This is a genomic window from Pantoea sp. X-Soil-TKNS-1279 (genome assembly GCF_059730565.1).
Genome location: NZ_AP035952.1, coordinates 21905 through 47473, shown reverse-complemented (window position 1 = coordinate 47473; position 25569 = coordinate 21905). Strand labels below are relative to the sequence as shown.

Sequence of the window (25569 nt, the reverse complement as noted above, 5' to 3'; positions counted from 1 at the left end):
AATTTTCACCTGAACAGCAGCAGTTTCTAATGACACAACTGTCACGTTATATTGAGCAACTCACCTCAACCATTCAAAACGCGATCAGCGCTACGGAGGCTGAAGCTAACACAGCATTTACCGCGCAGGGTATGGTGTTCAGCGCGTATTCACCCGCCAATGTCATTTTCAGAAGACGAGTGCACCATCTTACTCCAGGATTGCTTGCTGCCGGTGTCAGTCCGATGCATCTTTATGAAGACTATGCTTTCGGCAAAATTGAAGACCGCCCCGGGCTGATGAACTGCCTGAAAGCATTACGGGAAGGCGACACGCTGGTTGTCTGGAAATCTTTTTAAAACACATGGGGTAATTAGCCTGATAAAGTATGACAACAAGTTGAATAATAGATACTTGAGTGCGATCCGAAATCATAAATTTATCGGCCGCTCTCATAAATTCAGGTTATTTAATCAACTTAATTAACAGGAAGGATATAACCCTGTGACGCCAGATAATTTTTCTTTTCAGCTGACAATAAGAAATAACGATTTTTATTTGGAATTTTTCTACGTTCCGGTGAGATTATTCCCGGCAATCAAACTATAATCATCTGGTCAAGATCACTGAGACTGCCATATGTTTAAATCCAAAGTGATATTATTAATCATGCTTGCCACCCCCGTATGTACCTTTGCGGCCCAACCCTGTCAGGTTCGTTTTCATAATTTTGTCGTCGATCGTGAACCACATGGTTATCCGATTAACAAAGCGACACTGAGGGTGGTCAGCGCCTCCGCCTGTAGCAGCAAAACGGATAAGAAGGGTAATATTGCTATCCGCATTGGTGAAACGGTTATCGACGTCTATGATCGCGTAACCCACCAGCACAGCGCAGCACGCAGTACCACCTTCATCAACGTCAACCCTGCCAACCAGCGAGCCGAGCTGTTTAATAATTACTTGAACATCAATATTGAGGTGCCGATCGAGCTCAAAGGGCGACGTATGACGATCAAACTCACCCAACCGCCCAAAACGTTATTTGGTCCCTCGGCACCACCGGATTATATCTTACGGCTGGGTGCGGAGCTGACCATCAACTTTACCCGGTAATTTTCCCAATTCAACGTCTGAAGTTATGAATAACAAATATGAAAACAGGAATATCCTGTGATATTTAACCTGCTGTGATTGCATTTTAGCACTGAAATGGCAAATTGACTGGGCAGCGCAGTATCTCGATACCTTCCTCTGAACCAGACTATAGAAGATACACGCTGTGCCTCTACCAGGGTCTTAAGGTTGATCGATAATTGATCAACCTTTTTTTTGCCTCAACCACAGAAGTTAATTACGCGATCGCGTAAAGAATTTTCTTATTTACTACAACTCGACTTCTCATCCCGCATGACTTTTTTCCGCCACCGAATAAGGTCAGAATAGCCACATCAAAATGACATCAGCCATTAAAAAATAAAATCGGAAGTACGGTTATGATTTTTCTCATTGATAGTCGCCGCGACGGGACAATGCTCTGCCGGGCACTTTTGCTGGCATGGTGCTGTACTGCAGTGACCTCAGCTTATGCCGTAAATGAGCAAAACATTCCGTCTTCAACGGCGAAATCTGATGTGGTCACCTCTGTCAACCATACCCTCCAGACCGCGATAGAGAGTAATGATGGCCGTCAGATCAGCCTGTGGCACCAAAGGAACGCCAGCTTCAACATTGGGGCATCTGCGGATGTTACACCTCGTTGGAACGAGAGCGACCGGGAACAGGCTGCGGAGCATGAACGTACCTGGTGGTTTTCCGGAAATTATCATTTTTAAAAATGGATATGCGTGGTGAATAACTGCAATTGCCCGAGCTGCAAATCGGACAGTAGCGGATATTTTGCGCAATCCCTCACTTCAAATTGAGTTAGTGAGTGCCCTTTGGGAATGGGTTTCCCCGCCTTTCAGAATGATTATTCTGAAAGGCTTTTTTTATTTGCGAATTTTTTCCAGGAAACGCCTTACCTTAAATGAAGATTATTCTTTAATATACCAAGCCACGGCTCGTTTCCGTAATTGAAAAACAACAAACAAATCACAATGAAAGAAAAAAACACAACAAAATAATGGCTTAGTAAACACCCCCACTTTAATTAATTGTAAAAGAGAAAATGTAAGCAATGGACGGGTGTTGATTTCCATTATCATGGAATTATCATATTAAACATTAGCAGAATCGTTATTACACTACCCTGTCTGCATATTAATAAAACCCTGTCCCATGGAAATCTTTGCTTTGGGAAATGCTGTCATGGATTTTTCCCGCGACAGGCGGGTAAAACACTCACTAATGAGAATCATCAAAACATGAAAATAACGTTAAGGCTGGCTGGCCTGATTACCCTGCTCGCTTCTCCACTTCTCTATGCCTCCGGCGTCATAGCGGACAACCCGGTTGTGATTATCAACGAAGGCACGCATGGTGGGAGCATTAACATCAAAAACACCAATGAAGCTCCGCTGCTTCTTTACAGTACGGTAACAGATTTAACCGACGACCCCGGCCCTCATGTGGTCGCTGCACAGCCCGTGGCACGTCTTGAACCTGGTCAGACACAGCAAGTGCGTTTTATCCTTACCAGCCATGACAAACTGGATCGTGAACACCTGAAGCGGGTGTCGTTTGAAGGCATCCCCACCAGTCGTAACACCCATGACCTGGTGCTGGTGAGTCGCCAGGTTCTGCCGATGCTGATTGTTCCGAAAGATATGAAAGCGCGGCCGCAGCCAATTAATGACCTGATTTGGTCGGCAAAAAACGGGGCACTAACGGTGACTAACACTGGCTTGCAGGTGGTTCGTCTGGAACAACAGGCGCTGCTGATGCCCGGAAAGGTTTCAATCTCGTTGATGAAAACGTATGTGCTACCGGGTGAAACGCTGAGCGTTAACGGTAATTACGCTAAGCATCTGAAACATCAGAGTCAGGTGATGGTTATTCCTCTTTCACGAGAGGGCAAGGCTACCACACCGCAGCTGTTTGACTTAAAGCATTAACCCCTGCGTAGCTACGTGATACATAGCGCCGCAACAGGATGTTGCGGGCTGACAAGACTTCACAACGTTGCCTGAGCGATCCCTCTTAACCACCAGTCGCTTTGTGTTGTGAAAGGTAAGACAGAAAGATTGCCGTGGCAGCTGGATTACCTGGCGATTGCCTTGTTGTGGGTAATTTCGCTTTTGGCATTGCATTTAACCTGCTGGCAAGATGATATTTCCCGATACGCCCTTTGGCTTCCATTTTACCAGAGTGTCCTCGTAGGATTCCCACATCGATTCTGTTTATAAAATCATGATCAAATAACGCCTTTACCATTTTCTGGTTGTCGGGATGTTTGAGTCTCTGCGCGATCTCGTCCAGTTTTTCATGATCGCTGGTTCTCCGCTGCTCATTTTTTAAGGTACGTTTCGGTCTTCTGGAACATACTAAAATAAAGCTGTAAAGCTCATTCAAAAAAATATCAAGATAGGGGTCGGCTGCGACGTTGGTCGCGACTAACTCAGCCGCGCCCTTCACATCCCCGAACATCAGTGAATGCTCAACAATACCTGATAACGTGGTTCCGACATCCATTATCACGCCTTGAGTTGGTTTTACGTTCAATCCTTTATTTAACTCAGGCATGTTATTTTTTGCTAATGTCGTAGCCGTAGTTTGTAGATTGCACTCACCTTCACGACACATAAAACTCGTGATTCCCGCAGCCACCAGACCTAAAGTCGCAGCTCCTCCGGCAATATATGAAATCATTTTATATGAAAAATAAGAGGTATGATTTTCCGAAGAGGCAGGTTCTGTAGTCTGATTATAAACATTATTAACCAATAATGGCGATGTTGATTTTTCTGTATATTCATCTTTTGGAGGTGAATTAAGTGACAATGACTGGAAAGCTACCGCAACCATGATTTTCTCCTTTGCTTTGGTAAAGTGATTATAGCTCCACAAATTAGTGCCACTAATTTTTACGACTTTTATTGATTGATATCAATTAATTCTATTAGCTGGTATAGCCTGGTCAGATATTGTTAGAAAATGCTCGCCCTACTCACAGAAATATCCGACGAAAACACGCGCTTTGGCCGTAAAACATGTGACCTTTCTCATAAAAACCCGGTGATATCCGTGGCAGGATATTAGCCAGTAGAACAGTATCATTACAGGGACATTGCCATGCCTTATCTTTTCCTGAGCCTCGCCGCCTGTTTCTGGGGCGGCAATTATGTGGTGGGCCATCTTCTGGTCGCTCATGCCGACCCTATTCTGTTATCCGAGGCTCGTTGGCTACTGACCGCGCTGCTGCTGATGGCGCTCTATCACCGGTTGGTCAGGCAGCAATGGGCTGCCATGAAGCGCGCAAAATGGACATTGCTGTTTCTTGCTACCTGTGGCCAGGTACTGTTTCCAGTCACTCTGTATATCGGCTTGCAATATACCTCGTCGCTTAATGCCGCCATTTATCTTTCTACTACACCCGCGCTGGTGTTGTTAATAAATAAACTGGTGTTCAAAGAGAAAATCACGACGCGCAATATCGCTGGCGTGATATTAAGTTCGCTGGGAGTCGTTTACCTGGTGCTGGAAGGCGATCTGCTGCATGTCGAAACCCTGAAAAACCTCAATCGTGGTGATCTCTGGACCATGGGCTCTGCCATCAGTTGGGCCTTGTATTGTGCCTTTTTGCGCATCAAACCGCGCGATATTGGCGGTAATGCCTTTGTCGCCATCAGCGCGCTGATTGGCGCAGTAATGTTAGTGCCGGTGTTGCTTTTCCGCACGCTGGAACCGGGCACAGCTGAACTGAATGTGTTTCTGCGTGGCGATTTTCTACTCGGCCTTGCCTATCTGGTTATCTTCCCTTCCTGGCTCTCCTATCTTCTGTGGAACAAAGGTATTCTGGCCATCGGCGCTACGCGCGGCGAAGTGTTTTCGCATCTTATCCCGCTCAGCGGGGGGATATTGAGCATCCTGTTTTTGCACGTCCCGTTGCATATTTTCCATCTGGTCAGCGCGGTGCTCATTACCGCCGGAATTGCATTGTGCTCGGGAAAACATCCCGTCACGTCCCCTCAGAAAGTTACCCCGCTCAGATAAATTCTGCCTGACTGTTAAATGCGCCAATCGGCATATGTTCGTCACCGCACGATAAATCGTGCGGTGACGACTATCATTATCGAGATCTGATTTTTATCAGTGAATAAATTCGATATTAAGGAAACAATGATATGGACAGAATTAGCCACCAGCCAGTATTGTCGCAAAGGCGATTAGTCGAGCATCCTGATCAGAAAAAATTATTCGCGGACTTAAATTCCGTTTAAATAAAAAGTTCAACCCCTCGCAGGTCAAGAACACTGCATAAACCATGACGTTCTTCCGGTATGCGTATTATGTCCTGATACTGCCAGAAAGAGCGGAAAAATTCTTATCTCACCAGTCCGTCAGCATGATCAATACGCAGACGGCCCAACATGTTGAAGTCTTCCTTCCCTCAACAATCAGCAAACAAAGCCCAATTATCACAACTACCTATTATATTTTCAGGAAAATATAAAAAAATCACAAACAAATACGATCGTTATTGTCCGAATCATCCCCGTTCTGCCCTTCAATAATCCTCGGCTACCTGTTACTACACGATAAACAACGGGAGGCTTCAATGAAGCGCGAGCGCAGTGGCTGACCCCCTGAGCAAGATAATTCCTGGACGTTACACGACGATTCGGTAATGAACAAAGAGCCGTCAGCTACTCCATCAGAGCAACTTCATGAAAAATTCACGCCAACAATTTCAGATATAACCATAAGGCACGCACTTATTATGAACAAAGTACATTCTCTGCTGAAAAAACAAGGCGGCTTCACCTTACTGGAGCTGCTGGTGGTGTTAATGATTATCGCCCTATTGGCGGGTTTTGTCGGTCCGAAGGTTTTCTCTCAGGTTGATGGCGCCAAGGATAAAACTGCCATGCGCCAGATGCGCTCGCTGGCGGATACTCTGGGTCAATATCGCCTTGATGTCGGTCACTATCCTACTGAAGCTCAGGGGCTGAAAGCGTTGACGGAAAAACCGGCCGGTGTTGAGAACTGGCATGGCCCGTACCTGAGCCAGAATGTGCCGCTGGACCCGTGGGGCAATGCCTATAAATGGCATAACCCAACCCGCGAGAAAAATTCCATTAATGAAGTTGACATCATGTCCACTGGCAAAGATGGAAAAGCGCTTACCTATGGGTTCTAACCATGAAAGGCAGAATATTGGCTGTATTGCTGCTCGTACCCGCCTTTTCCAGCATGGCAACCTGCTGGAAACAAGCTGGCGACCGTTACGGTATTGAGCCTGAACTCCTTCAGGCGATCGCGATTGTGGAATCCAATATGGATCCCAAAGCGGTGAATAAAAATACCGATGGCACTATCGATGTTGGCCTGATGCAAATTAATAGCCGTCATTTTCAGACGTTGCGCAAATTTAGTATTAGTCAAAAAGATCTGATTAATGACCCCTGTCAGAGTGTCATGACTGGCGCATGGATCCTTGCCGGCAATATTCGCCAGTTTGGTTATTCATGGGAAGCTGTCGGCGCCTATAACGCGGGCACGGGTAAAACGCATAAGCATCAAGCCTTACGGCAGAAATATATTAAGAAGGTGGCCCTGCAATACGCGCAATTAAAAAAAGGGCCCAAACATAAATCTAAACACTCGCTATCATGAAACATTACGACGTAACCACCCTGGAACAGGGTAAACGCGTCACCCTGTCTGTTATGGCTGAATCAGCCGACAACGCCAGCCTGCGTATTGAAGCCGAAGGTGGCATTGTCATCAGGGTGGCAGAACGCCAGGCTCGGCGTGATAAACATTTTCCTCTTAACCTGTTTTTACAGGAACTGATCGCTCTGCTCGAAGCCGGACTGGTGGTGGTCGAAGCCGTCGAAGCGCTGCGTGAGAGCAGCCGCGAAGGCGAGTCCACGCTGGTGCTGGATACGCTGATCAAGCGTTTGTACGAAGGCGCCCAGCTTTCCCAGGCGATGGCCAGCTTGCCGGATGTATTTCCGCCACTGCTGATCAACACCGTCGCGTCATCTGAGCAGACCGGGCATTTACCGGTGGCGCTGGGGCGCTTCCAGCACTATGAACAACGCATGGATGTGTTGCGCAAGCGTATAAAATCCACCCTGCTCTATCCGACGATTGTGATATCGGCTGGTGGGGCCATCATGTTTTTCCTGCTTGGATTTATTATTCCGCGCTTCGCTGCGGTGTTCGATGGCATGAAAAACCTCAGCAGCAGCGCGCAGTTTATCGTCTGGTGGGGGCGTCTGGTGCAGGACAACGGCTCGTTGCTACTGGCCGGCACCATAGCAGGTATTGCCGCACTGGTGATGACCCTGCGTCAACCCATTACGCGCCGGGTTGTTACCCGCTTGCTGCTTAAAGTGCCACAGCTCCAGCAACAGCATCAGCTCTCCGTACTGGTTCGTTTTTATCGCACCCTTGGTTTGTTGCTACAGGGCGGTATCCCCGCGCCTGAAGCCCTGAAACTCGGCAGTGAAATCCTGCCAGACGACCACCGTGTCCGTATCGAGCAGGTGATCCGCGACGTGGAAGCCGGCCAGTCGCTGTCGGCCATGCTCGATAAACAGCAGATGACCACTCCGGTCGCCACGCGTTTATTGCAGGTCGGCGAACGCAGCGGCGAACTGCCGGCCATGTGTGAACGCATCGCCGCTTTTTACGACGAGTCGCTGGAACGCGCCATTGAGAAATTCAGCAAAATTTTTGAACCGATCCTGATGATGATCGTCGGCGGCATTGTCGGTGCGGTGGTGTTTCTGCTGTACATGCCCATTTTCGAGCTGGCAGGAGGATTACAATAAATGTCCCATTCACATCTTGGCGGTGTCTGCATCGATAGTCTGGTTCAACTGCCAGAGGAGCAGCGTTGTGTTGCATTAAGCGAATTGCTGCAAAGCTTCCCGCATGCGCTGACTGCCGCCGCCACCGCACTCGGATTAACCCCGCTGATGCAGTCAGAATGTCGCCAGGCGATCGAGGATTTCAGCCAGATCCCACTGACTGAGGCCCTGGCGCAACGTGTATTGCCGTTACGCTTGAACGATCAGCCGCTGGTGGCACTCGCCGATCCCTTCTCGCTGCCACTGCGCCAGTGGGCACGACGCTTCAATGCACTGCCGGTCCTGACCTCGCTGACGTGGCTTAACACGCGTCTGGACGCGCTCGGCAAGCAGCAGCGTACGCTGGACCAGCTGGAACAACAAAGCGAAGAAAGCACCGAAAACGGCTGTCTTGAGATCACCCCGGCGGCTATCGCCAGCGAACCCCATGCGGTGATCAAACTGGTTAACGCCACGCTGTATGACGCGTTGCAAAGTCGCGCCAGCGATATTCATCTTTCCGCCGTGGCCGATGGCCTGATGGTGAAATATCGCATCGACGGCGTGTTGCACAACATCCGTCACTGCGCCGGGCTGCAACATGCTGAGCAGGTGATTTCGCGAATCAAAGTGCTGGGCTGCATGGATATCTCTGAGCGTCGTATCCCGCAGGACGGGCGCTTCAAGGCCATGATTCAGCAGCGCCCGGTCGATTTCCGTGTGTCAATCATGCCCAGTATCTACGGCGAAGACGGCGTACTGCGTGTGCTGGATAAATCACACGACCAAAATTTACGCCTGGAAACCCTGGGTTTTGACGACCACACGTTGCGCGCCATCCGCCAACTGACACACCTGCCGCACGGCATGGTGTTGGTTACCGGGCCGACCGGCAGCGGGAAATCCACCTCGCTCTACTCGGCGTTGAGTGAGCTGAACAGCGGTGAAAGCAAAATCATCACCATCGAAGATCCCGTGGAGTATCAGTTAAACGGCGTGTTGCAGATCCCGGTAAACGACAAAAAAGGGCTGACCTTTGCCCGCGGTCTGCGCGCCATCCTGCGTCACGACCCGGACATCATTCTGGTGGGTGAAATCCGTGATGGCGAAACCGCCGGTATCGCCGTACAGGCCGCGCTGACCGGTCACGTCGTCCTCTCTTCCGTGCACGCCAACGATGTGTTCAGCGTGCTGGAACGTTTTCTGTATATGCAGGTGGAACCGGCCAGCCTGATTACCGCGCTCAATGGCGTGGTGGCACAACGTCTGGTTCGCCAGATTTGCCCGGATTGCGGTGAAGCAAGTCAACCCAGTACCGAGGCGCAGCAAGCGTGGCATAACAGCCCATTGCAGAACCTGAAACCCAACTGGCGTAAAGGGCGCGGTTGCGAGTCGTGTCGCCAGACCGGTTATCGCGGCCGACTGGCGCTGGCTGAGGTACTGAATTTTAGCGACGGCATCAAGGAAGCCATGCTGGCACGCGCATCACAACGCAAGCTACGCGAGGTGGCGTTGCAGGACGGCTTTGTGCCGCTGCCAACCATCGCGCTGCGTGCCGTGCTGGAAGGAAAAACCACCTGGGAGGAAGTTAACCGTGTTATCGCTCACTAAAACCTGGCAGTGCGATATCTGGCCACATGCGCTGCGTCTGCGCCACGGTACGCAGGTCGTGGTCATGCATGACCGCACACCCGATGAGACGCTGGAAACCGCGCTGACAACGGTGTTAAGCGCGCGCCCGAAAGCAGTGGCCTGGCTGGATGCTATCGAATTTTACCTCGACAGCGACGAACTGGATTTTCTGGTTATGTCCTGGCCGTCGGGGATCAAAACCCCGCAGGAACTGCTGAAATTAGCCCAACGCGAGGCCAGCAAACGCTTCTCACATCCGCACTGGCAGGCGCGTTTTGAAGAGGTGAACTGGGGACAACCCGCCTTGATCGCTTGTCTGCAACAACAGTGCTGGCAATTGCTGGCCCAGCAGGCTCGCCTGCATCGGCTCCGTTTCCAGGGCGTGGTGACGCCATTTCAGCTGTTGCTGAATCGTTACGGCCGCCATTTACCGCAGGAAGGTGTATTCATCGTCATGGGTGCCCAGCGCTGCCGCGTCGCCTGCCGTCAGGAAGATCAATGGCGCGATGTCTACGCACTTGATTTACCCGAACAACAACCCAGTGAGCAATTGCACATTATTGGCCGTCTGGCAGGCATGCCCGATAGCCCGCGTTATGTGATCAACACCACCGACTGGCAGCCCGTCGCGGACGGAAAGGAGACCGTAGCATGACACCACGTTTCTCCCTGACTCCGCCCTGGGCACGTTATGTGTTAGTGGCGACCACATTAGTTAGCCTGACTCTGAGCGGTTTGATCCTCCATGAACGAGGCATACAGCATCAGTTGGTAGAGGAAACCACCGAGGCGCAACAGACATTGCAGACTCAGCAGCAGGCATTGCGCAAGCTGCGCGAAGCACAGCAAAAAATCCTGCGTCAGCAACAGAAACAGCAAACCACGGCTCAGGCTCTGGTACTGCTGGAAAATATCGGCAGCGTATTGCATCCGGGTGTGGCGCTGCGCACCGCGGATGTCAATCCGTCCAGACACAACATCCGGCTGGAGGTGAACGCGAAATCGCTCGCGCCGCTGCTGGAGTTCAGTCAGGCCCTACAGAAAATTCCCGCCAAAGTGGTGTTGGAAAATCATCGCGATGTCGCTGAAAAGAGCCCGGAGTGGCCCGTCACAGCAGTGCTGGATGTCAGTTTTGAGGAGGGGAGTGATGAAGCTATCCGTTGATCGCGATCTCTGGTACTGGCGGTTGGCGCAGCTGACGGATCGCATCGGCAAAGTTCCACTGGCGCTCAGCGCGCTGCCTGTTTGCCTGCTGGTAGTGTGGTTGGGTATGAGTCTGCCGCACAGCGCGCAACTACAGACACAGCTCGACGAGTTGCAGCACGCATTGCGTGATGCGCTGCCACTGGATCAGTGGCAACCTGCACTCCAGCAGCAAATCAGTTTGAATGAATATCAGCAGGTACAGCTCATTTTTGAACAGCTGAAAAAAAATAACCTGGTCGTGGAATCAAGCCGTTACCAGTTGGAACAACAGGGTGAACGCAAAGTATTACGTCTGGATATCCCGATGAAAGGGGAATACCTGCCGCTGGTGCAGACGCTGGATAACCTGAGCCGCACGCTGCCACTGCATATCGACCAACTGTCGTTGCAGCGCGCCAGCCCGGCTACTGACCAGCTAAAAATCACCCTGCGTTTGCGGTTGCAAAAGGAGGCGTCATGAAACTTCCACGCTATTTACAGGTGGCGATCGTCGTGACAGCTGGTCTGGTGCTATGGAGTCAGTTTTCTGCGGATGAACCGACGGAAAGTACCCCGTCATCACGCACCACCGCGCAACGCACGCGCCCTGCTGCCGCAACCAGTACCCCTGCAGCCCCCGTCATCAAAGAGTGGGTGAATTTATTCCCTGGTCCGGCGAAGCCGGTAGCCAGTAATGGCAGCGAGAGCCTGGCTCCACCGCCGCCAGCACCGTCAGCGCCGCCGTTGCCGTTAAAAGCGATGGGGGCGTGGTGGAGCAAGAAACAGCGCGTCGTCATTGTGACAGACGGTCAGCAAACCTGGCCGGTGTGCAACAAATGTAATGCCGAAGGGAAGATCTGGATTGGCAGTTCGCCGATTGAAGGATGGAGTTTAGTGGAAGTGGCTGATGACCACCTCTTATTCGAGTGGCAGGCCACTCACACGCGCAAACGCCTGGAACTGGGTGATTTGCAGGATAAACCAACACGTTAAGTAATCATGAAAAAAGCAACATTAACACTCGCCATTTTAACCGCACTGCTGACCGGTTGTGCACAACAGAAACCAACCACTCACGCTGAAGTGGCTACGCCACAAACGCCAGAAACCATGGCCGCCCGTTTGCTGGAAATCGATCGCGAGCGCGTCGCGCATCCGAACGATATCGCCTTGCGCGCCGAACAGTCGGATCTCAACAGCCAACTGGTGAGCACCTATATTAAACGCGCTGAAATTGCCGTGCGTAAAAATAACTATGAACAGGCAGCTGAAAACTGGCACAGCGCGCTGCTGTACCAGCCAGGTAACCTGCGTGCCCAGCAGGGACTTGCCAAAATCAACGCCTGGCGTGCGGTGGATAAAACCTATCGTGAAGCCGTGAAGGTCAGCACCAGAGACCCGGAACTGGCGCTGCGTAAAGTGAAACAGGTGCTGGAAGAAGATCCTAACTGGCCGCAGGCGCGCGCGCTGCGTGACCATCTGCTGCGTGAAATTTCGACCATGAATCAGCCGTCAAAACGTCTGAGCCGTGAGCTGCAAAAGCCGATTTCACTCAACTACCGTCAGCACAACCTGGTGGCGATCTTCAATAGCATCAGCCAGTTAACCGGCATCAATATTATTTTTGATAAAGATGTCTCCACCAGCGCGACCGCCAGTATGATCGCCAAAGACACCACCGCTGAAGATGCGATTGATGTGCTGCTGATGTCCAACAACCTGCGCAAAAAGGCTCTCAGCACCAATACGCTGCTGATCTATCCGGCCACCGCGCAAAAAGAGAAGATTTACCGCGATGTAGTGGTGAAAACCGTGTTCCTGGCTTATGCCAAAGCCAAAGAGGTAAACGTGGCACTGCGTAACCTGGTGAAACTGAAAGATATTCATGTCGATGAACGCACCAACTCCATTACCATGCGCGGTTCTGAAGAGAGCGTGGAGAAAGCAGAACGTCTGTTGGTAACGCTGGATCGCCCGGAAGCAGAAGTGACTCTGGCAGTGGAAGTGCTGGAAGTCAGCTCCGATGACATGCAAAAACTCGGTGTGAATTTCCCGCAAACTATCGGCCTCTCATTCGGTAAAGGCAGCGATGCCAGTCGGGCAAGCAACGACAGCGGCGTACCGATTAGCGCCATCAACGTCAACAACCTGATGGTCAGCATGAGCGGCATGTCGGTGGATATGCAATCCCTGCTCAGCCATGCCAAAGTGCTGGCCAGCCCACGTATCCGCGTGAAAAACAACAAAAAAGCGATGGTGGATATCGGCCAAAAAATGCCTGTCCTCACCTCCACCGTCTCTGACGGCATCATGCAAGAGAAAGTGGAATATCAGGATGTGGGTATGAAGCTGGAGGTGACGCCAGACATCAGCATGGATGACAACATCTCGATGGATGTGAAGTTCGTCCTGAGCACATTGGGTGCGCCGCTGACCAAAAATGGCGCGACTTACTACAGCACCAACAGCCGCGAGGCCAATACTGTGCTGAGTAGCAACAATGGTGAAACGCAGATGCTGGCTGGCCTGGTTAAACAGAATAATGTCGATACCGATAATGGCGTGCCTTACCTGAGTAAAATTCGGGCGTTGGTCGTCTGTTTAAGAGCAAATCAGACGATAAAAAACGTACCGAAATTATTCTGCTGATTACCCCAACCATCGACCGCAACCTCGATCTGCCGGGCAGCCACGTCAGCACCATCGAAATGGGTACCGACGAATTGCCGGGTGAGAGCCTGCAATTACGCGGTTCGATGCCCGCAGAGGTCACACCACATTTTGATGCGCCGCGTCTGGCACCGCCAGCACAGTTCCCTGACCATTCTGCCGGTTTACCTTCACCTGCGGTTAAGGGCCAGCAGGCTGCTGCCGGGGAGGAGTAATGCAACGGCAACGTGGGTTTACTCTGATTGAGATGATGGTAACCCTCGCGCTGATGGGGACGTTGGCTGCGGCCGCGACCCCACTGGTGCAACATTATCATCAGCAACGCCAGGAAGACGCGTTACGCATCGCACTGCGCGAGATCCGCACCGCCATTGACAGTTACAAACAGGCCACCACTGACGATCGCATTGAAAAAAAATCCGATGCATCCGGCTATCCACCCACGCTTAGCGTGCTGGTGGAGGGGGTGGTCGATAAACAATCGCCCAACGGCACAAAAATCTATTTTTTACGCCGCATCCCACGCGACCCGATGTGCGAATGCGAAGGTCGCAAGGATGAAGAAACCTGGCGCCTGCGCGCCGCCGATCAACCGCCTGGAGAGTTTAGCGGCGGTAAAGATGTTTATGATATCAGCTCCAGCAGTGGAGCCACGGGACGTAACGGGGTGCCCTATGCGCAATGGTGAAAAAGGTTTTACGCTGATTGAGCTGCTGGTGGTGATGACCATTATCGCCACTCTGATGACGCTAGTCGCACCGCGTTTCTTTTCGCAGATCGACCGCTCAAAACAGGTGGTGCTGGAGCACAACCTGAACACGTTGCGCAGCGCGATTGATAATTTCCGCCGCGACCGGGTGATTGGGCCGTACGTCCTGGATGAGCTGGTTGAGGCTGGTTATCTGCGGCAGATGCCACTCGATCCGGTAACCAACCGACGTGACAATTGGGAAGCCGTCACCGATGAAGCCGGTCAGGTGATCGATGTCAACTCGCCATCGCTGGGCAACCAGGAGCAGCAGCATGATGATGAAGCCTTTAACAACTGATTTACACCAGCAGCAAGGGGGATTTTCCTACCTGTTGCTGCTGATTGGCTTGTCAGTGCTTGCGCTGTCGCTGCTAAAAAGTACCGATGAAGTGACCACGCGCCATCGTCAACAGCAGGAAACCGAGTTGCTGTTTCGCGGCGAGCAGATCCGTGCGGCCATCACGGCTTACCGCGCAGTTGGGAATGGTTGCTATCCCACCCGGTTCGAGCAACTGCTTGAGGACCGGCGCGGGTCAAAACCGGTACATCATCTGCGCCAGCATTACCGCGATCCTCTGACACAAAAATCAGACTGGAAAATGATCCTGGATGCCGATGGCAGATGGTTGGGTGTCACCACTCAGGATGAAGGCATTCCACTGCGGAAAACCGGCTTTGCGAAAGACGCGACCGACTTTGCCGAAGCGAAGACCTATGAAGACTGGAAGTTTGTGGTGAAAAGTGATTTAACGGCACCACTTCCTGCGGCCTGTGACAAGTGAAATTGCCGCAGGCAATATTTGCCATGCTCAGATTAAGTCCGATTATTTGGCATGTTAAAATACGCAAAGATCGAGGTCCCATCACCCAGAAGAACATCAAACTGGGTTTTGTTTCCTGTAGCGAACTTCTGTAATTCGATAAGAATTTGCGGCGGGCGCTTTAGATTTTCGTATTCAGACTGGTATTCCTTCAGATTTTCAACACTAACATAAGGAGCCAGTTGCATTCTTATTTCATTTTCGCGCAAAATACTCTGCCAGAATTTTTAATCTCACTCAAAAATATTGTCCAACCTCATCCATCTGGTCTTCATGTCGGAGATTAATCTTTTAATTTTTGATCCAGGAAACCCTTTCTCTACAAAATCATTTTTCTGTTCATCTGAGAGCAAAACGACCTTACCGCAAACCAACTTCAGCCTTTCAACCGTCTCAATTAATGCTGATTGCCCCTCCCCCTCACTCCTATTTATTATTTCGGAAATATCTCGGTGCACTGCCAATTTAACATTATTTTCTTTATGTTACTGAGAGACGAGTTGAACATTGCTATTTTCTACCTTAACAATATTTTTCACTAAAGAAAAAACCGACCTACCGCGGTCAACATTGATCTAACTGACGACACAAACATCACATCTGTAACCTGCATCATTGCTCTCCTTTTAAATGAAGATCTCTTTAAAAATCACTCATCGCAATATAGAAAAAAACACAAGGTAATGATCTCATCATCTGATATAAATCTGAATATCCGATGTTATAAATCCACCAGCAGGCTGCGCTGCGTTTATCAGACACAAATTCATTAGCAAGCTAACTTTAGCCTGACAAAAAAATATCAGAAAACAGGGTGGTCACTATAATTAAATTTCTCCCCTACGTTGCGTAAAGGTCATAATCATGAAAAATCGCTTGCTCGCAGCCGTAACCCTTCTTCTTGCCGTTCCGCTTATTTCCTATGCCCATGTTAAATGGTTTGTCGAATTTGACACCACCAAAGAACCGGAGTCGCTATATGCCATTATCCGCGAACCGCAAATCTGGTGGTTAACGGCGTTATCGGTGGTGGTTATCTATATCACCTCATGGCTGGATCGTGAATGGACCTCGCCGGTCGACCAGCCAGAGTGGCAGGATAAACTCTCCATCCTGCAAAGTTTTGTGCCCGATATCATGCGCTATGGCACCGGTTTGTTTTTTCTCGGGCTGTCGGCTGGCTTTCCCTACATCATGCTGACGCCGGAACTGGTGACGGATAACCCGATGCTGCGTTACATCCATATTATTATCGGCGTGACCGCCTTTCACCGCCGCAGCAGCTTTATCGCCGGGCTGGGCATCCTGTTCCTGTATAGCTATGCCGTGCAGCTGTATGGCACCTTCCATATGCTGGATTACCTGGTGTTTATCGGCACTGCGTTCTATTTGATTATGCAAAGCGTGCGGCAAAAAGGAGAGAGTGGACAGGAGATTGAACTGCTGCGACTGGTGCTGTGCTACTCATTTTTATGGGGAGCGATTGAGAAGTTTATGCAGCCCGACCTGTTCTTCCAGCTGTTAAAAGAACACCCCTGGCTGGCGATGGGTATGGACTGGGAATTCTTCGTTCGAGGCTGTGGTTTTGTCGAATTTTGCTGTGCGTGGCATATTCTGACCGGAAAACTTGCCGGATATGCCGCTATCGGTTTGATGGCCTTCTTTGTGGTGGCGGCACTGATCCCCTTTGGGTTGATAGATTTTGTCGGTCACTTCCTGTTTATCGTCCCGTTGCTTGCCATCACGTTTACCCCTCGACGCACGTTACCCATTGCTTCAGCATTGGGCAGTACCGCTGCATTTATTGCTACACTGGTATTTTTGATATTATTCGCCTATGCCAGTTACTACGTTTTGCATTATCAGCTGCATCCAAATATGTTTTAAACCCAAGCCCGCCTGTATTTCAGGCGAGTTTTATACACTAAATAATTCAAGTTGCAGGAAGGCGACAAACTTGTGAACCCCCAGGAGCTTACTCCAGTAAGTGACAGGGGTGAGCAAGTGCAGTCAACGCACCTGCAACTTGAAGTATGACGTGTATATTTTCCCGGCATAGCCACTTTCCCCTGCTTCACCACAAAAAAACCCCGCTCACTGGATATCCGGTTGGCGGGGTTAATTTCAATAGTGTGCGATACATCGCACCGCGACAGATTTATTTAGCGATAGTCCAGGCTTCCTGCCATGCCCAGCCCACGCCTGGTTCGTAGGCACTTGCCAGACCACACCAGCCATTACGCCCATTGTCAGCACGGCATTCATAGGTGTTGCCATCACGGCCTTGTACCTTGTCGCCAGCTTTGTAGGCTTTACCCAATTCCCAGTCCGCGTTCTGACCTGGTCCACTGGTAGCATGATGCAGGATGATCACAACACTCGGTGCAGAATCCTGTTTGCCATCATTAACCGTCAGCCGGAACTGCAAAATTTCCGGTTCAGCCGTCTTACCCAGGTCAAAGCTTGCCTGCACTCTATCCGCGTTATTCAGCTGAACCGGTGTGCCTGCAATCTGTTCCCATTTGTAAGTCAGTTTCGCGCCTTCCGGACCGGATGAAGCAGAGCCATTAAGGGTAACACGCCCTTCTTTCAGCTCTTTCGGCGTTGCAGTGATGCTGGCCGTTGGTGCCAGGTCATTCTGCGCTTTGTGTTTAATGCTAAAGGCCGCCGGTACGGAATCCAGTTCACCATCATTCACTGTCAGGGTAAACTGTAATACTTCATCCGCATTGGATTTGTTCAGCGTGAAGTAAGCGTGCGCTTTGTTAGCATCCATTAACGTTACCGGGGTGCCCGCCGTCTGTTCCCAGTGGTAGCTGAGTGTGGCACCCTCGGCGTCATAAGAACCTTCGCCATTCAGATCAACCCGGCCGACGATGGCTTCTTTCGGAGCGTTAACCACGGCAACTGGTGGCTGATTTGGCACAACTTGCTCCGCTTTATGTTGAATGTTGAATTCAAGTGGGGCGGAATCTCTTGAACCATCGTTAACGGTCAAACGGAAACGCAGCGTCTGATCTTGCATCGGGCTGTTCAGGGAGAAGAAAGCTTTGGCCTGGTCGCTGTTCATCAATGTCACTTCCGGGCCGGATACCTGCTCCCATTTATAAGTCAATGGGCTACCTTCATGATCGTAGGAAGCAGAGCCATCCAACTCAACATGGTCAGACGCGCCGATGACGACAGCGGGATAGCTGGCTTGCGCGACAGGTGCCTGGTTAATCGCACCGCCATTGCCACGATCAGCAGCATCTTTCATCTCTGCAACGTAAGCAACCTGATCCTTAACGCTTAACTGCTGGTTATTACTCCCCAGAGTCCAGACGAAGAAACCGCCATAATTGTTGGCCGCCTGCCATTCAGCACGGGCAACATTTTTCTCGCGACTTTCCACCCAACGGATATCACCCTCACCCCACTGATCGTTAATGGTCTGGCCGAGTACAATTTTAGAGGCGTCACCCACAGCGTTGGCATAGTTACGCATCGCGACATCGTATTTGAAATTCTGACCGGCGTCATACGCCATGACGTTATAGAAATCGAATACGCCTTTACTCTGCTGGAGCAGGTTCAATACTTCACCGAAGTGGATGGAACCGCCGCTAAATGAACAATCCGAAGTTTTGTTTTCCAGGCAGCTAACCGGGTCTGCACCCACATGATATGTCGTCAGGCTAAGGATCTTATTGCTGTTGGTACCCAGCAAAGTTTTAACACGCTGCGCCAGTTTCAGCAGATGATCATTCTCTTCCGGGGTCAGACGAGCACTTTTTTCGTAATCGAAGTCGATACCGTCCAGATAAACCGTGCCCGCACGCTGGTAGCTTTTCATATCGCAGGCACCGGAGCCACTGTAATCATGCGCCAGACAGTCACCCACCATTTCTTCAGGTTTCAGATTCTTTTTGTACACCGGGAAACCGGTGTTCAACAATTTCACCAGTCCCTGAGCAATGGTTTCACGGTTCGCAGCGCTGGCAAGGTCAGACCACATATATTCAAACGTTTCACCACCGAACGCCAGCAGCATCTTCATATTGGGATTCGCCAGTTTTGTCTGCGTCCATGCGATGTAAGTGGGTTCCATATAGTCACGCGAATAATCATTTTTCAGCAGTGCATCAGACGTGGAGATATTACCCGCAGTATCCCAACGACCAAACGACAGCATGAGGGTATCCATTTTGCTCTGCTTTAAGTGTTCAGCCGTGAAGTCGCTGGCTCCCCAGGAGGTGAAGTAGCTGATTGCACGTTGTTGATCTGCAGCCTGCGCACCCAGTGCCAATAATGCGGTGCCGATAAGTAAAGGAAGGGTTAGTTTTTTCAAAATATCCTCTGAATTGTATATTAAATAAAACGCACGCAATATAACAAAGGCAACCTGGAGAATTTTCTTTTTTTATTCAGGAAAAATGGAGATCTGAGCAGGTAACGATCGGATTTTTATCAAGAATGATATTAACTGATTTTTTATGACAACATTGATAATAAACAGCCATAACGTAACATTCAGAAACAACAGAATATAATCTGACTTTTATAACCTTTATTAAAAAACTGTTCGCCTTATCCTGTCCGGCTTTATTTTTTTACTCGTCCTGCTTGCTGGCTGTCGGTCATACTCCCGGATCTCATTCAAGTTTTAAGTACCCCAATCCCCCCGTCGGATTTGATGCGTTCAATATTACGCTGCATCCTAACAAAGACCCGGGTAGTACCTCCAATGTGTTTTGGGCAAATCAGTTCGGTTTTAATACTAATTTCGAATATGGTTATTTCGGTATGCAGAGTAACAATATTGATATAAAAGAACGGCTTTTCTTATTCTCTGTCTGGCATGCCACGGAAGCCAAAGTTGGCAAGGCGAGATCGACGACATCGGCGTTGTTGATGATTGTAAGAACTTTTCCAAAGTTGTCGTGCTCGATGCTGGCCCGGTTCAGTACAACGGCATAGGTAATTCCAGACGCGGTTTACTCGAATCTACTGCGGTGAATGGCTGCCTGCCAGCCGGGGAGAGTGCAGGTTATGCATTGCCTGAATGGATTAAAGGCCTGGATGTGTATGTCCAGGCAAATCCTGGCCTTTCGGTCATGCTTTCCGACTGGAACAACCTCTCCTATGGCCGCACAGCCAGTTTTACCGGTTATGTCAGCAATACCAATCTGAAAAACGTTAAAGCAGATAACGGTGAGTATCTTAATTTTAATCAGCCGCTTTCGATGCGGGTAAACGCACAACAGGCGGATACGGAAAACAGAAACCATTACCGATAAATCAGCACCCAGCCTATCGCAGCAATGATCGGATAAGGTCCAAAGGCAAATGGTTGGTCGGTTTTAATTCGCAGGAATAATACCGCTGAGGCAATCGCCAGCAGTGAAGAGACAGTGAACAACGTTAATAGCGGCTGCACCCCAAGCCATGCCCCCAATCCGGCAAACAGCTTCATATCTCCCATCCCCATGCCGTCGTAGCCACGCAACCAGCGAAACACCAGCGAAAGGCACCAGGGCAGCCCAAATCCTATCCCTGCGCCGAGAGCCGCAGCGGTAAAATCCGTCACGCCCTTCCCACTGACGGCAAATAACAGCGCCAGCACTAACAGCGGTAACGTCAGACGATCTGGCAACAGCTGGGTTTGCAGATCGATAAACAAGAGCGGCACCAGTAACGAAATCATCAGCAGGTCAAACAGGCTTTGACTGGTCACCCCCTGTTGCCACACCACCAACGCATAAAGCAGCGCCATCAGCGCTTCCACCAGTGGATATTGCCAGGAGATCGCTTGCTGGCAATGAGCACAACGACCACGCAGCAGCAGCCAGCTAAATAACGGAATATTGTGCCAGGGTTTCACTGGCTGTTGGCAATGGGGACAATGCGACGCTGGCCACGAGAGCGTTAGCGTCTGCCCCAGCATGATGCGTGGCAGCCGATAGATCACCACATTACAAAAACTGCCTATCACCGCGCCCAGCACGGCAAATAAAAGCACCCACATATTCTCCTCCAAAAAAATAAGATACCGGAGCGCCCCACTCCTTTTTCTGACCTGTACTAAAGAATCCTCTTTATCAGGCGGTTATCTTTCTCCGCATCAGGTGAGTGCTTCCGCATCACCCTTACACTTCCCGGAGATGCAACATGAAAGCCCGTATCGTTATTGCTGATGAACATACCATTATTCGTCGTGGCGTGATGTCGATGATCACCAATATGCCACCTGCTGCCAATGACAGCTTTGATAAACCCGACTTCACCGTGCTGGGCGACACCGCCTCGCCACAGGAGCTGATGGCGCTGCTGTCGCACAATCAGGTCGATATCCTGTTCCTCGGTTTCTCGCTTTCCACTACCCAGACCCAGAACCCCATCAGCGGAATGGACGGCGTCTCCCTGATCAAGTGGATCAGCCGCAAATATCCGGCGATGAAAATCGTGGTGATATCACCGTTTAAAAACACCCTGCTGATCCGCCTGGCGCTTGAAGCTGGTGCCAAAGGCTACATCAGCCGTGATACCTGCGAGAAAACCCTGCTGCGCACCCTCAGCTCGGTACTTAACGGTGAAGTGTATATCGAACGCGAGTTGATGGATTCGATGTTCCGTCGCGATAACGACTCCCTCACCGGCCAGGAACTCTCACCGCGCGAGATTGATGTGCTACGTATGCTGTGCAAAGGGTTGTCACTGACCGATATCTCGGTACAGATGAACCTCAGCAACAAAACCGTCAGCGCCCACAAACTGCGGGCAATGGAGAAACTGGGGGTGAAAAGCGACTGCCAGCTTTACTGCCTGATGGCGAAAACCCAGATGTTTGATATTGCGATTTGATAGTTATGCAAGCACGTATTGTTGTTGCTGATGAGCACATTCTGGTCCGCCGCGGGTTGATGGCAATGATCCATCAACTGCCACCGCAGGGCGGAGACTTTTTTTCCCGACCGGTTTTTACCCTTCAGGGTCATGCAGACTCACTGTCGCAGCTACTGACGCTGCTGGCCGAGCATCCGGTCGATATTCTTTTTCTTGGTTTTTCGCTGGTAAAAGTGGGCAATGGCAGCGGCACCCTGCTCGAATGGCTGCGGGAGCACTATCCCACGCTGAAGGTGGTGGTGATCTCACCCTATAAAAATGCCCTGCTGGTACGGATGGCGCTGGAAGCCGGAGCAATGGGCTACATTGTTCGCGACTGCTGTGAGAAAACGGTACAAAACACGCTGCGTTCACTGCTGAACAACAAAGTCTTCGTTCAGCGCGGCCTGATGAACGCGGTATTGCTGCATAAAACCGGCTCTCTGGCTGGCCAACCTTTATCGCCTCGTGAAGTCGACGTATTACGCAGCTTGTATGAAGGGCTGGAACAACCCGAGATCTCCAGTCGGATGGGGCTAAGCAATAAAACCGTCAGTGCACACAAGATTCATGCCATGGAAAAGCTGGGCGTGCAAAGCGACTGTCAGCTGTATTGTCTGATGACGGTCGCACAGATTTTCGATGATGTAATTTAACCCGCTTTATTCAGGTCGGTTTAAAAACCGACCTTGAGTCAGCTTTATCTTCTCATTTCATTATCAGAAATAATTCCCACCTCGATCATTTAATTCTTAAATAACTCCGCGTAGTTTTTATCGTTTAGCAAGACAACTTTTATTTAATTACGCCAGGTAAGATGATCATGTCAGGGAAGACAGTTAATGCTGCGAGTCAGACATCGAAATACATAAAACAATTAAAATGGGTTATCCCGGCCACGACTGCCTCTGTCATTATCCCTGCCGTCACAGGATATCCAGGCAATGCTAATACTCTATTAACTTTCACCCTACTACTGCTTGCCAGAAAGAATCTACTTACCCTCATCCTGGCCTGCCTGGTCTTGTTAGCCATTTCCCTTTACATACCTGTCGGTTACAGCTTTGGCAAAATTGACTACAGTTACGTTGCCTCAGTCTTCCAGACTAACCAGCTGGAATGTCTGGAGTTTGCAAGGGGTGTCAGCGTCACAGCATGGTTTCTTCTATTTTTCGCCGTTTGTTCAGTTGGTTTATTTTTCAAGTATGGCAAAGATTTCAACACCCAATATCGCGCGGTATATTTCATTGCGTTTATATTAATCAACATCAACTCCTGGCCCAAGCGATTCATCTTTTCCACCATCACTTACGTACAGCAGGTCAGCGCAGAACTGGATAAACTCACACAATCGCTTATGACACCTGATGATTTTCACACCATCAGCGGCAAGATAAGATATAAAAACGTCGTGGTGGTGATTGGTGAGAGTGTCACCCGAGATTATCTCTCTGTTTACGGTTACAAACATAACACCACGCCGTGGTTAAATACTGTTCCCGGAACCTTCTTCACTGATTATATCTCAGCCGCACCAAACACCTGGCTGTCATTACCCCGTACGCTCGCACTAACCGATGGTGTCAACGCCCAGGAAAACAACAGTATCGTGGCGTTGGCAAATAAGGCCGGCTTTAATACGTTTTGGCTATCTAATCAGGGTTTTCTCAGTGATACCGATACACCCGCCACGATCATCTCCAGCAGGGCTAACCACAGAAGCTTCTTTAAAAAAGGTGATTACAATAGCAATCATTCGGACGATATGGCCCTGCTGTCGCCATTACGCAGCATTGTGTCAGAACACAGCGACACGCCTAATGCGATTTTTCTTCATATGATTGGTTCTCATCCGGATAGCTGCTCACGCTTAAATGGCTTCCCGATAAATTTCCGCGTGTCTCCGCATGAAAGCGTCAATTGCTATCTCGCCACCGTTCAGAAACTCGATGCGTTTTTGCAGGAGGCACACCAGATTCTGGTACAGAAAGGCGAGCCGTTTGCGCTGTTCTATTTTTCTGACCACGGGATGACCATCGACAACAGCGACAGGCCGGTACGCCACGGTAGCGACGCCCGACAAAACTACCATGTCCCACTGTTTATCCTTACCAGCAATGACCACCAACATCTGACCGACGACACCCCCATCAGCGCCAGCCAATTTATTGCGCTTTTTTCATGGATTACGGGCATCAGCAGCGATCTCATTCCGGCACACGCGCCTGAGCAACTCTCAGACAAGCAACGAACGGTGTTTAATGGGCAACAGAGGGTTCCGTACCTGGCGTTACACGAGAATGACATTGTTCAATAAGCAATCAGCAGCAGGGGGACACGACCTCCCCCCTGATAGCAAAGAAAATCGTCTTGTCAGCGGAGTCTCCCGACATCCCGGCTATGGTTTTCTTACCCGTACTAAAGAAACCTCTTTATCAGGCGGATATATTTCTCCGCATCAGGTGAGCGCTTCCGTATCACCTTTACACTTCCCGGAGATGCAACATGAAAGCCCGTATCGTTATTGCTGATGAACATACCATTATTCGTCGTGGCGTGATGTCGATGATCACCAATATGCCACCTGCTGCCAATGACAGCTTTGATAAACCCGAATTTACCGTGCTGGGCGACACCGCCTCACCCCAGGAACTGATGGCGCTGCTGTCGCACAATCAGGTCGATATCCTGTTCCTCGGTTTCTCGCTTTCCACCACCCAGACCCAGAATCCCATCAGCGGGATGGACGGCGTCTCCCTGATCAAGTGGATTAGCCGCAAATATCCGGCGATGAAAATCGTGGTGATGTCACCGTTTAAAAACACCCTGCTGATCCGCCTGGCGCTTGAAGCCGGTGCCAAAGGCTACATCAGCCGTGACACCTGTGAAAAAACCCTGCTGCGCACCCTCAGCTCGGTGCTTAACGGTGAAGTGTATATCGAACGTGAGTTGATGGACTCGATGTTCCGTCGTGATAACTACTCTCTCACCGGTCAGGAACTCTCACCGCGCGAGATTGATGTGCTGCGTATGCTGTGCAAAGGGTTGTCACTGACCGATATCTCGGTACAGATGAACCTCAGCAACAAAACCGTCAGCGCCCACAAACTGCGGGCGATGGAGAAACTGGGGGTGAAAAGCGACTGCCAGCTTTACTGCCTGATGGCGAAAACCCAGATGTTTGATATTGCTATTTGATATCTGAAAACACGTCATCTTCACTGCATGACAGGTCCTGGAAATGCTGATGGGTTTACTAAATCTTAAGCATTTGCGGTTAACATATTGTAGCGTATGATTTTATGTCCTGATGACAAGGCGTTTTCAGATGGAAGAAGTCAAATTTATAGGTTATGTTTCGCATGAATTCCGTGACACTGAAGAACCGGAGAATGAAGTTGAGTTTTCACGTCTGGCGTTGACCATTGATGGCTATCTGGCAGAGGATTTACGCCAGAGAAACCCTGTTGGTATCCAGCTATACAGAGCCGAATTTTTTTATGAAGAAACACCATTCCAGCAAAGAGAACTGGCGCGGCTCCGCCAGATCGCTCCAGCAAGAACGGGGCCTGTTATATTGACACTTACTTTTTCCAGTAAGGAAGAGGCGCAGGGCGGAATATTTGCTTACTTCCAAAACATCTAGGAAGACTACCGATACATCAGACTAATTAACCTGAACTTCTCAGGCGTCAGGGATTTGTAT

General features: G+C 50.1%; 28 protein-coding genes and 1 pseudogene. 26 read left to right on the top strand and 3 right to left on the bottom strand.

The features are described 5' to 3' along the window. Nucleotides 1-164: 164 nt before the first annotated feature. The 4 genes and pseudogenes from AC6I8N_RS26005 to AC6I8N_RS25990 form a co-directional block, all read left to right on the top strand. Nucleotides 165-329: pseudogene (locus AC6I8N_RS26005) on the top strand (recombinase family protein); the annotation flags it as partial. Between the two features lie 289 nt (nucleotides 330-618). Further along, nucleotides 619-1095, top strand: coding sequence for a hypothetical protein (locus AC6I8N_RS26000; RefSeq protein WP_497831701.1), 477 nt, complete (start codon nucleotides 619-621; stop codon nucleotides 1093-1095). Between the two features lie 380 nt (nucleotides 1096-1475). Next, nucleotides 1476-1814, top strand: coding sequence for a hypothetical protein (locus AC6I8N_RS25995; protein ID WP_497831700.1), 339 nt, complete (start codon nucleotides 1476-1478; stop codon nucleotides 1812-1814). A 531-nt stretch (nucleotides 1815-2345) separates the two neighbouring features. Then, nucleotides 2346-3035 (top strand): fimbria/pilus chaperone family protein, encoded by a 690-nt coding sequence (locus AC6I8N_RS25990; protein ID WP_497831699.1) that lies wholly within the window; start codon nucleotides 2346-2348, stop codon nucleotides 3033-3035. Nucleotides 3036-3120: 85 nt separating this feature from the next. Here the strand turns inward: AC6I8N_RS25990 and AC6I8N_RS25985 are convergent, their stop codons facing one another. After that, nucleotides 3121-3945: a hypothetical protein gene (locus AC6I8N_RS25985; RefSeq protein ID WP_497831698.1), complete on the bottom strand. Its 825-nt coding sequence runs from the start codon at nucleotides 3943-3945 to the stop codon at nucleotides 3121-3123. 267 nt (nucleotides 3946-4212) lie between these two features. Here AC6I8N_RS25985 and AC6I8N_RS25980 point away from each other — a divergent pair, with 267 nt between their 5' ends. The 15 genes from AC6I8N_RS25980 to AC6I8N_RS25910 all read left to right on the top strand — a co-directional run bounded on the left by AC6I8N_RS25980 (nucleotide 4213) and on the right by AC6I8N_RS25910 (nucleotide 16886). Continuing rightward, on the top strand, nucleotides 4213-5133 hold the full coding sequence (locus AC6I8N_RS25980; protein ID WP_497831697.1) for a DMT family transporter: 921 nt from the start codon (nucleotides 4213-4215) through the stop codon (nucleotides 5131-5133). A gap of 727 nt (nucleotides 5134-5860) precedes the next feature. After that, on the top strand, nucleotides 5861-6280 hold the full coding sequence (gene gspG / locus AC6I8N_RS25975) for a type II secretion system major pseudopilin GspG (RefSeq protein ID WP_497831696.1): 420 nt from the start codon (nucleotides 5861-5863) through the stop codon (nucleotides 6278-6280). A 2-nt stretch (nucleotides 6281-6282) separates the two neighbouring features. Next, on the top strand, nucleotides 6283-6756 hold the full coding sequence (locus AC6I8N_RS25970; protein ID WP_497831695.1) for a lytic transglycosylase domain-containing protein: 474 nt from the start codon (nucleotides 6283-6285) through the stop codon (nucleotides 6754-6756). Further along, on the top strand, nucleotides 6753-7922 hold the full coding sequence (locus tag AC6I8N_RS25965; protein ID WP_497831694.1) for a type II secretion system F family protein: 1170 nt from the start codon (nucleotides 6753-6755) through the stop codon (nucleotides 7920-7922). Before AC6I8N_RS25970 ends, AC6I8N_RS25965 begins: the two co-directional genes overlap by 4 nt. Then, the gene (locus AC6I8N_RS25960; RefSeq protein WP_497831693.1) at nucleotides 7923-9551 is read left to right on the top strand and encodes a GspE/PulE family protein; all 1629 of its coding nucleotides are present in this window, start codon (nucleotides 7923-7925) and stop codon (nucleotides 9549-9551) included. After that, complete coding sequence (locus tag AC6I8N_RS25955) at nucleotides 9535-10227, top strand: hypothetical protein (protein ID WP_497831692.1); 693 nt, start codon at nucleotides 9535-9537, stop codon at nucleotides 10225-10227. Before AC6I8N_RS25960 ends, AC6I8N_RS25955 begins: the two co-directional genes overlap by 17 nt. Beyond that, nucleotides 10224-10736, top strand: a complete 513-nt coding sequence (locus AC6I8N_RS25950) for a hypothetical protein (protein WP_497831691.1) — start codon at nucleotides 10224-10226, stop codon at nucleotides 10734-10736. The genes AC6I8N_RS25955 and AC6I8N_RS25950 overlap by 4 nt, the downstream gene beginning before the upstream one ends. Beyond that, nucleotides 10720-11238 carry a GspMb/PilO family protein gene (locus AC6I8N_RS25945; RefSeq protein ID WP_497831690.1) on the top strand — a complete coding sequence of 173 codons (519 nt, stop codon included), beginning with the start codon at nucleotides 10720-10722 and terminating at the stop codon, nucleotides 11236-11238. The genes AC6I8N_RS25950 and AC6I8N_RS25945 overlap by 17 nt, the downstream gene beginning before the upstream one ends. Next, nucleotides 11235-11750, top strand: coding sequence for a hypothetical protein (locus AC6I8N_RS25940; protein ID WP_497831689.1), 516 nt, complete (start codon nucleotides 11235-11237; stop codon nucleotides 11748-11750). The genes AC6I8N_RS25945 and AC6I8N_RS25940 overlap by 4 nt, the downstream gene beginning before the upstream one ends. A gap of 6 nt (nucleotides 11751-11756) precedes the next feature. Then, nucleotides 11757-13406 carry a secretin GspD/PilQ domain-containing protein gene (locus tag AC6I8N_RS25935; RefSeq protein WP_497831688.1) on the top strand — a complete coding sequence of 550 codons (1650 nt, stop codon included), beginning with the start codon at nucleotides 11757-11759 and terminating at the stop codon, nucleotides 13404-13406. 59 nt (nucleotides 13407-13465) lie between these two features. Next, nucleotides 13466-13642, top strand: a complete 177-nt coding sequence (locus tag AC6I8N_RS25930; protein WP_497831687.1) for a hypothetical protein — start codon at nucleotides 13466-13468, stop codon at nucleotides 13640-13642. Further along, complete coding sequence (locus AC6I8N_RS25925; RefSeq protein WP_497831686.1) at nucleotides 13642-14115, top strand: type II secretion system protein; 474 nt, start codon at nucleotides 13642-13644, stop codon at nucleotides 14113-14115. The genes AC6I8N_RS25930 and AC6I8N_RS25925 overlap by 1 nt, the downstream gene beginning before the upstream one ends. Further along, nucleotides 14102-14476 (top strand): type II secretion system protein, encoded by a 375-nt coding sequence (locus tag AC6I8N_RS25920; protein ID WP_497831685.1) that lies wholly within the window; start codon nucleotides 14102-14104, stop codon nucleotides 14474-14476. The genes AC6I8N_RS25925 and AC6I8N_RS25920 overlap by 14 nt, the downstream gene beginning before the upstream one ends. Beyond that, nucleotides 14451-14960: a hypothetical protein gene (locus AC6I8N_RS25915; protein ID WP_497831684.1), complete on the top strand. Its 510-nt coding sequence runs from the start codon at nucleotides 14451-14453 to the stop codon at nucleotides 14958-14960. The genes AC6I8N_RS25920 and AC6I8N_RS25915 overlap by 26 nt, the downstream gene beginning before the upstream one ends. 903 nt (nucleotides 14961-15863) lie before the next feature. Further along, on the top strand, nucleotides 15864-16886 hold the full coding sequence (locus tag AC6I8N_RS25910) for a MauE/DoxX family redox-associated membrane protein (protein ID WP_497831683.1): 1023 nt from the start codon (nucleotides 15864-15866) through the stop codon (nucleotides 16884-16886). A gap of 271 nt (nucleotides 16887-17157) precedes the next feature. Here AC6I8N_RS25910 and AC6I8N_RS25905 read toward each other — a convergent pair whose 3' ends face one another. Continuing rightward, a complete protein-coding gene (locus AC6I8N_RS25905; RefSeq protein WP_497831682.1) occupies nucleotides 17158-19329 on the bottom strand; it encodes a glycoside hydrolase family 18 protein in 2172 nt (723 codons plus the stop codon). A 275-nt stretch (nucleotides 19330-19604) separates the two neighbouring features. On the opposite strand from AC6I8N_RS25905, the gene AC6I8N_RS25900 reads away from it, so the two are divergent. Together AC6I8N_RS25900 and AC6I8N_RS25895 are read left to right on the top strand one after the other, a co-directional pair. After that, nucleotides 19605-19958, top strand: coding sequence for a DUF3472 domain-containing protein (locus AC6I8N_RS25900; protein WP_497831681.1), 354 nt, complete (start codon nucleotides 19605-19607; stop codon nucleotides 19956-19958). Then, entirely contained in the window at nucleotides 19922-20278 is a 357-nt protein-coding gene (locus tag AC6I8N_RS25895; protein ID WP_497831680.1) for a hypothetical protein, read from the top strand. Before AC6I8N_RS25900 ends, AC6I8N_RS25895 begins: the two co-directional genes overlap by 37 nt. Here AC6I8N_RS25895 and AC6I8N_RS25890 read toward each other — a convergent pair. Beyond that, complete coding sequence (locus tag AC6I8N_RS25890) at nucleotides 20269-21006, bottom strand: prepilin peptidase (protein WP_497831679.1); 738 nt, start codon at nucleotides 21004-21006, stop codon at nucleotides 20269-20271. The genes AC6I8N_RS25895 and AC6I8N_RS25890 overlap by 10 nt on opposite strands. Before the next feature lie 143 nt (nucleotides 21007-21149). Here AC6I8N_RS25890 and AC6I8N_RS25885 point away from each other — a divergent pair, with 143 nt between their 5' ends. From AC6I8N_RS25885 to AC6I8N_RS25865, 5 genes are all read left to right on the top strand, one after another. Beyond that, nucleotides 21150-21842, top strand: coding sequence for a response regulator transcription factor (locus tag AC6I8N_RS25885; protein WP_497831678.1), 693 nt, complete (start codon nucleotides 21150-21152; stop codon nucleotides 21840-21842). 5 nt (nucleotides 21843-21847) lie between these two features. Next, on the top strand, nucleotides 21848-22519 hold the full coding sequence (locus AC6I8N_RS25880) for a LuxR C-terminal-related transcriptional regulator (RefSeq protein WP_497831677.1): 672 nt from the start codon (nucleotides 21848-21850) through the stop codon (nucleotides 22517-22519). Nucleotides 22520-22686: 167 nt separating this feature from the next. Next, a complete protein-coding gene (locus tag AC6I8N_RS25875) occupies nucleotides 22687-24180 on the top strand; it encodes a phosphoethanolamine transferase (protein WP_497831676.1) in 1494 nt (497 codons plus the stop codon). 188 nt (nucleotides 24181-24368) lie between these two features. Further along, the gene (locus AC6I8N_RS25870) at nucleotides 24369-25061 is read left to right on the top strand and encodes a LuxR C-terminal-related transcriptional regulator (protein ID WP_497831675.1); all 693 of its coding nucleotides are present in this window, start codon (nucleotides 24369-24371) and stop codon (nucleotides 25059-25061) included. Nucleotides 25062-25191: 130 nt separating this feature from the next. Next, nucleotides 25192-25509: a hypothetical protein gene (locus AC6I8N_RS25865; RefSeq protein WP_497831674.1), complete on the top strand. Its 318-nt coding sequence runs from the start codon at nucleotides 25192-25194 to the stop codon at nucleotides 25507-25509. Nucleotides 25510-25569 lie beyond the last annotated feature (60 nt).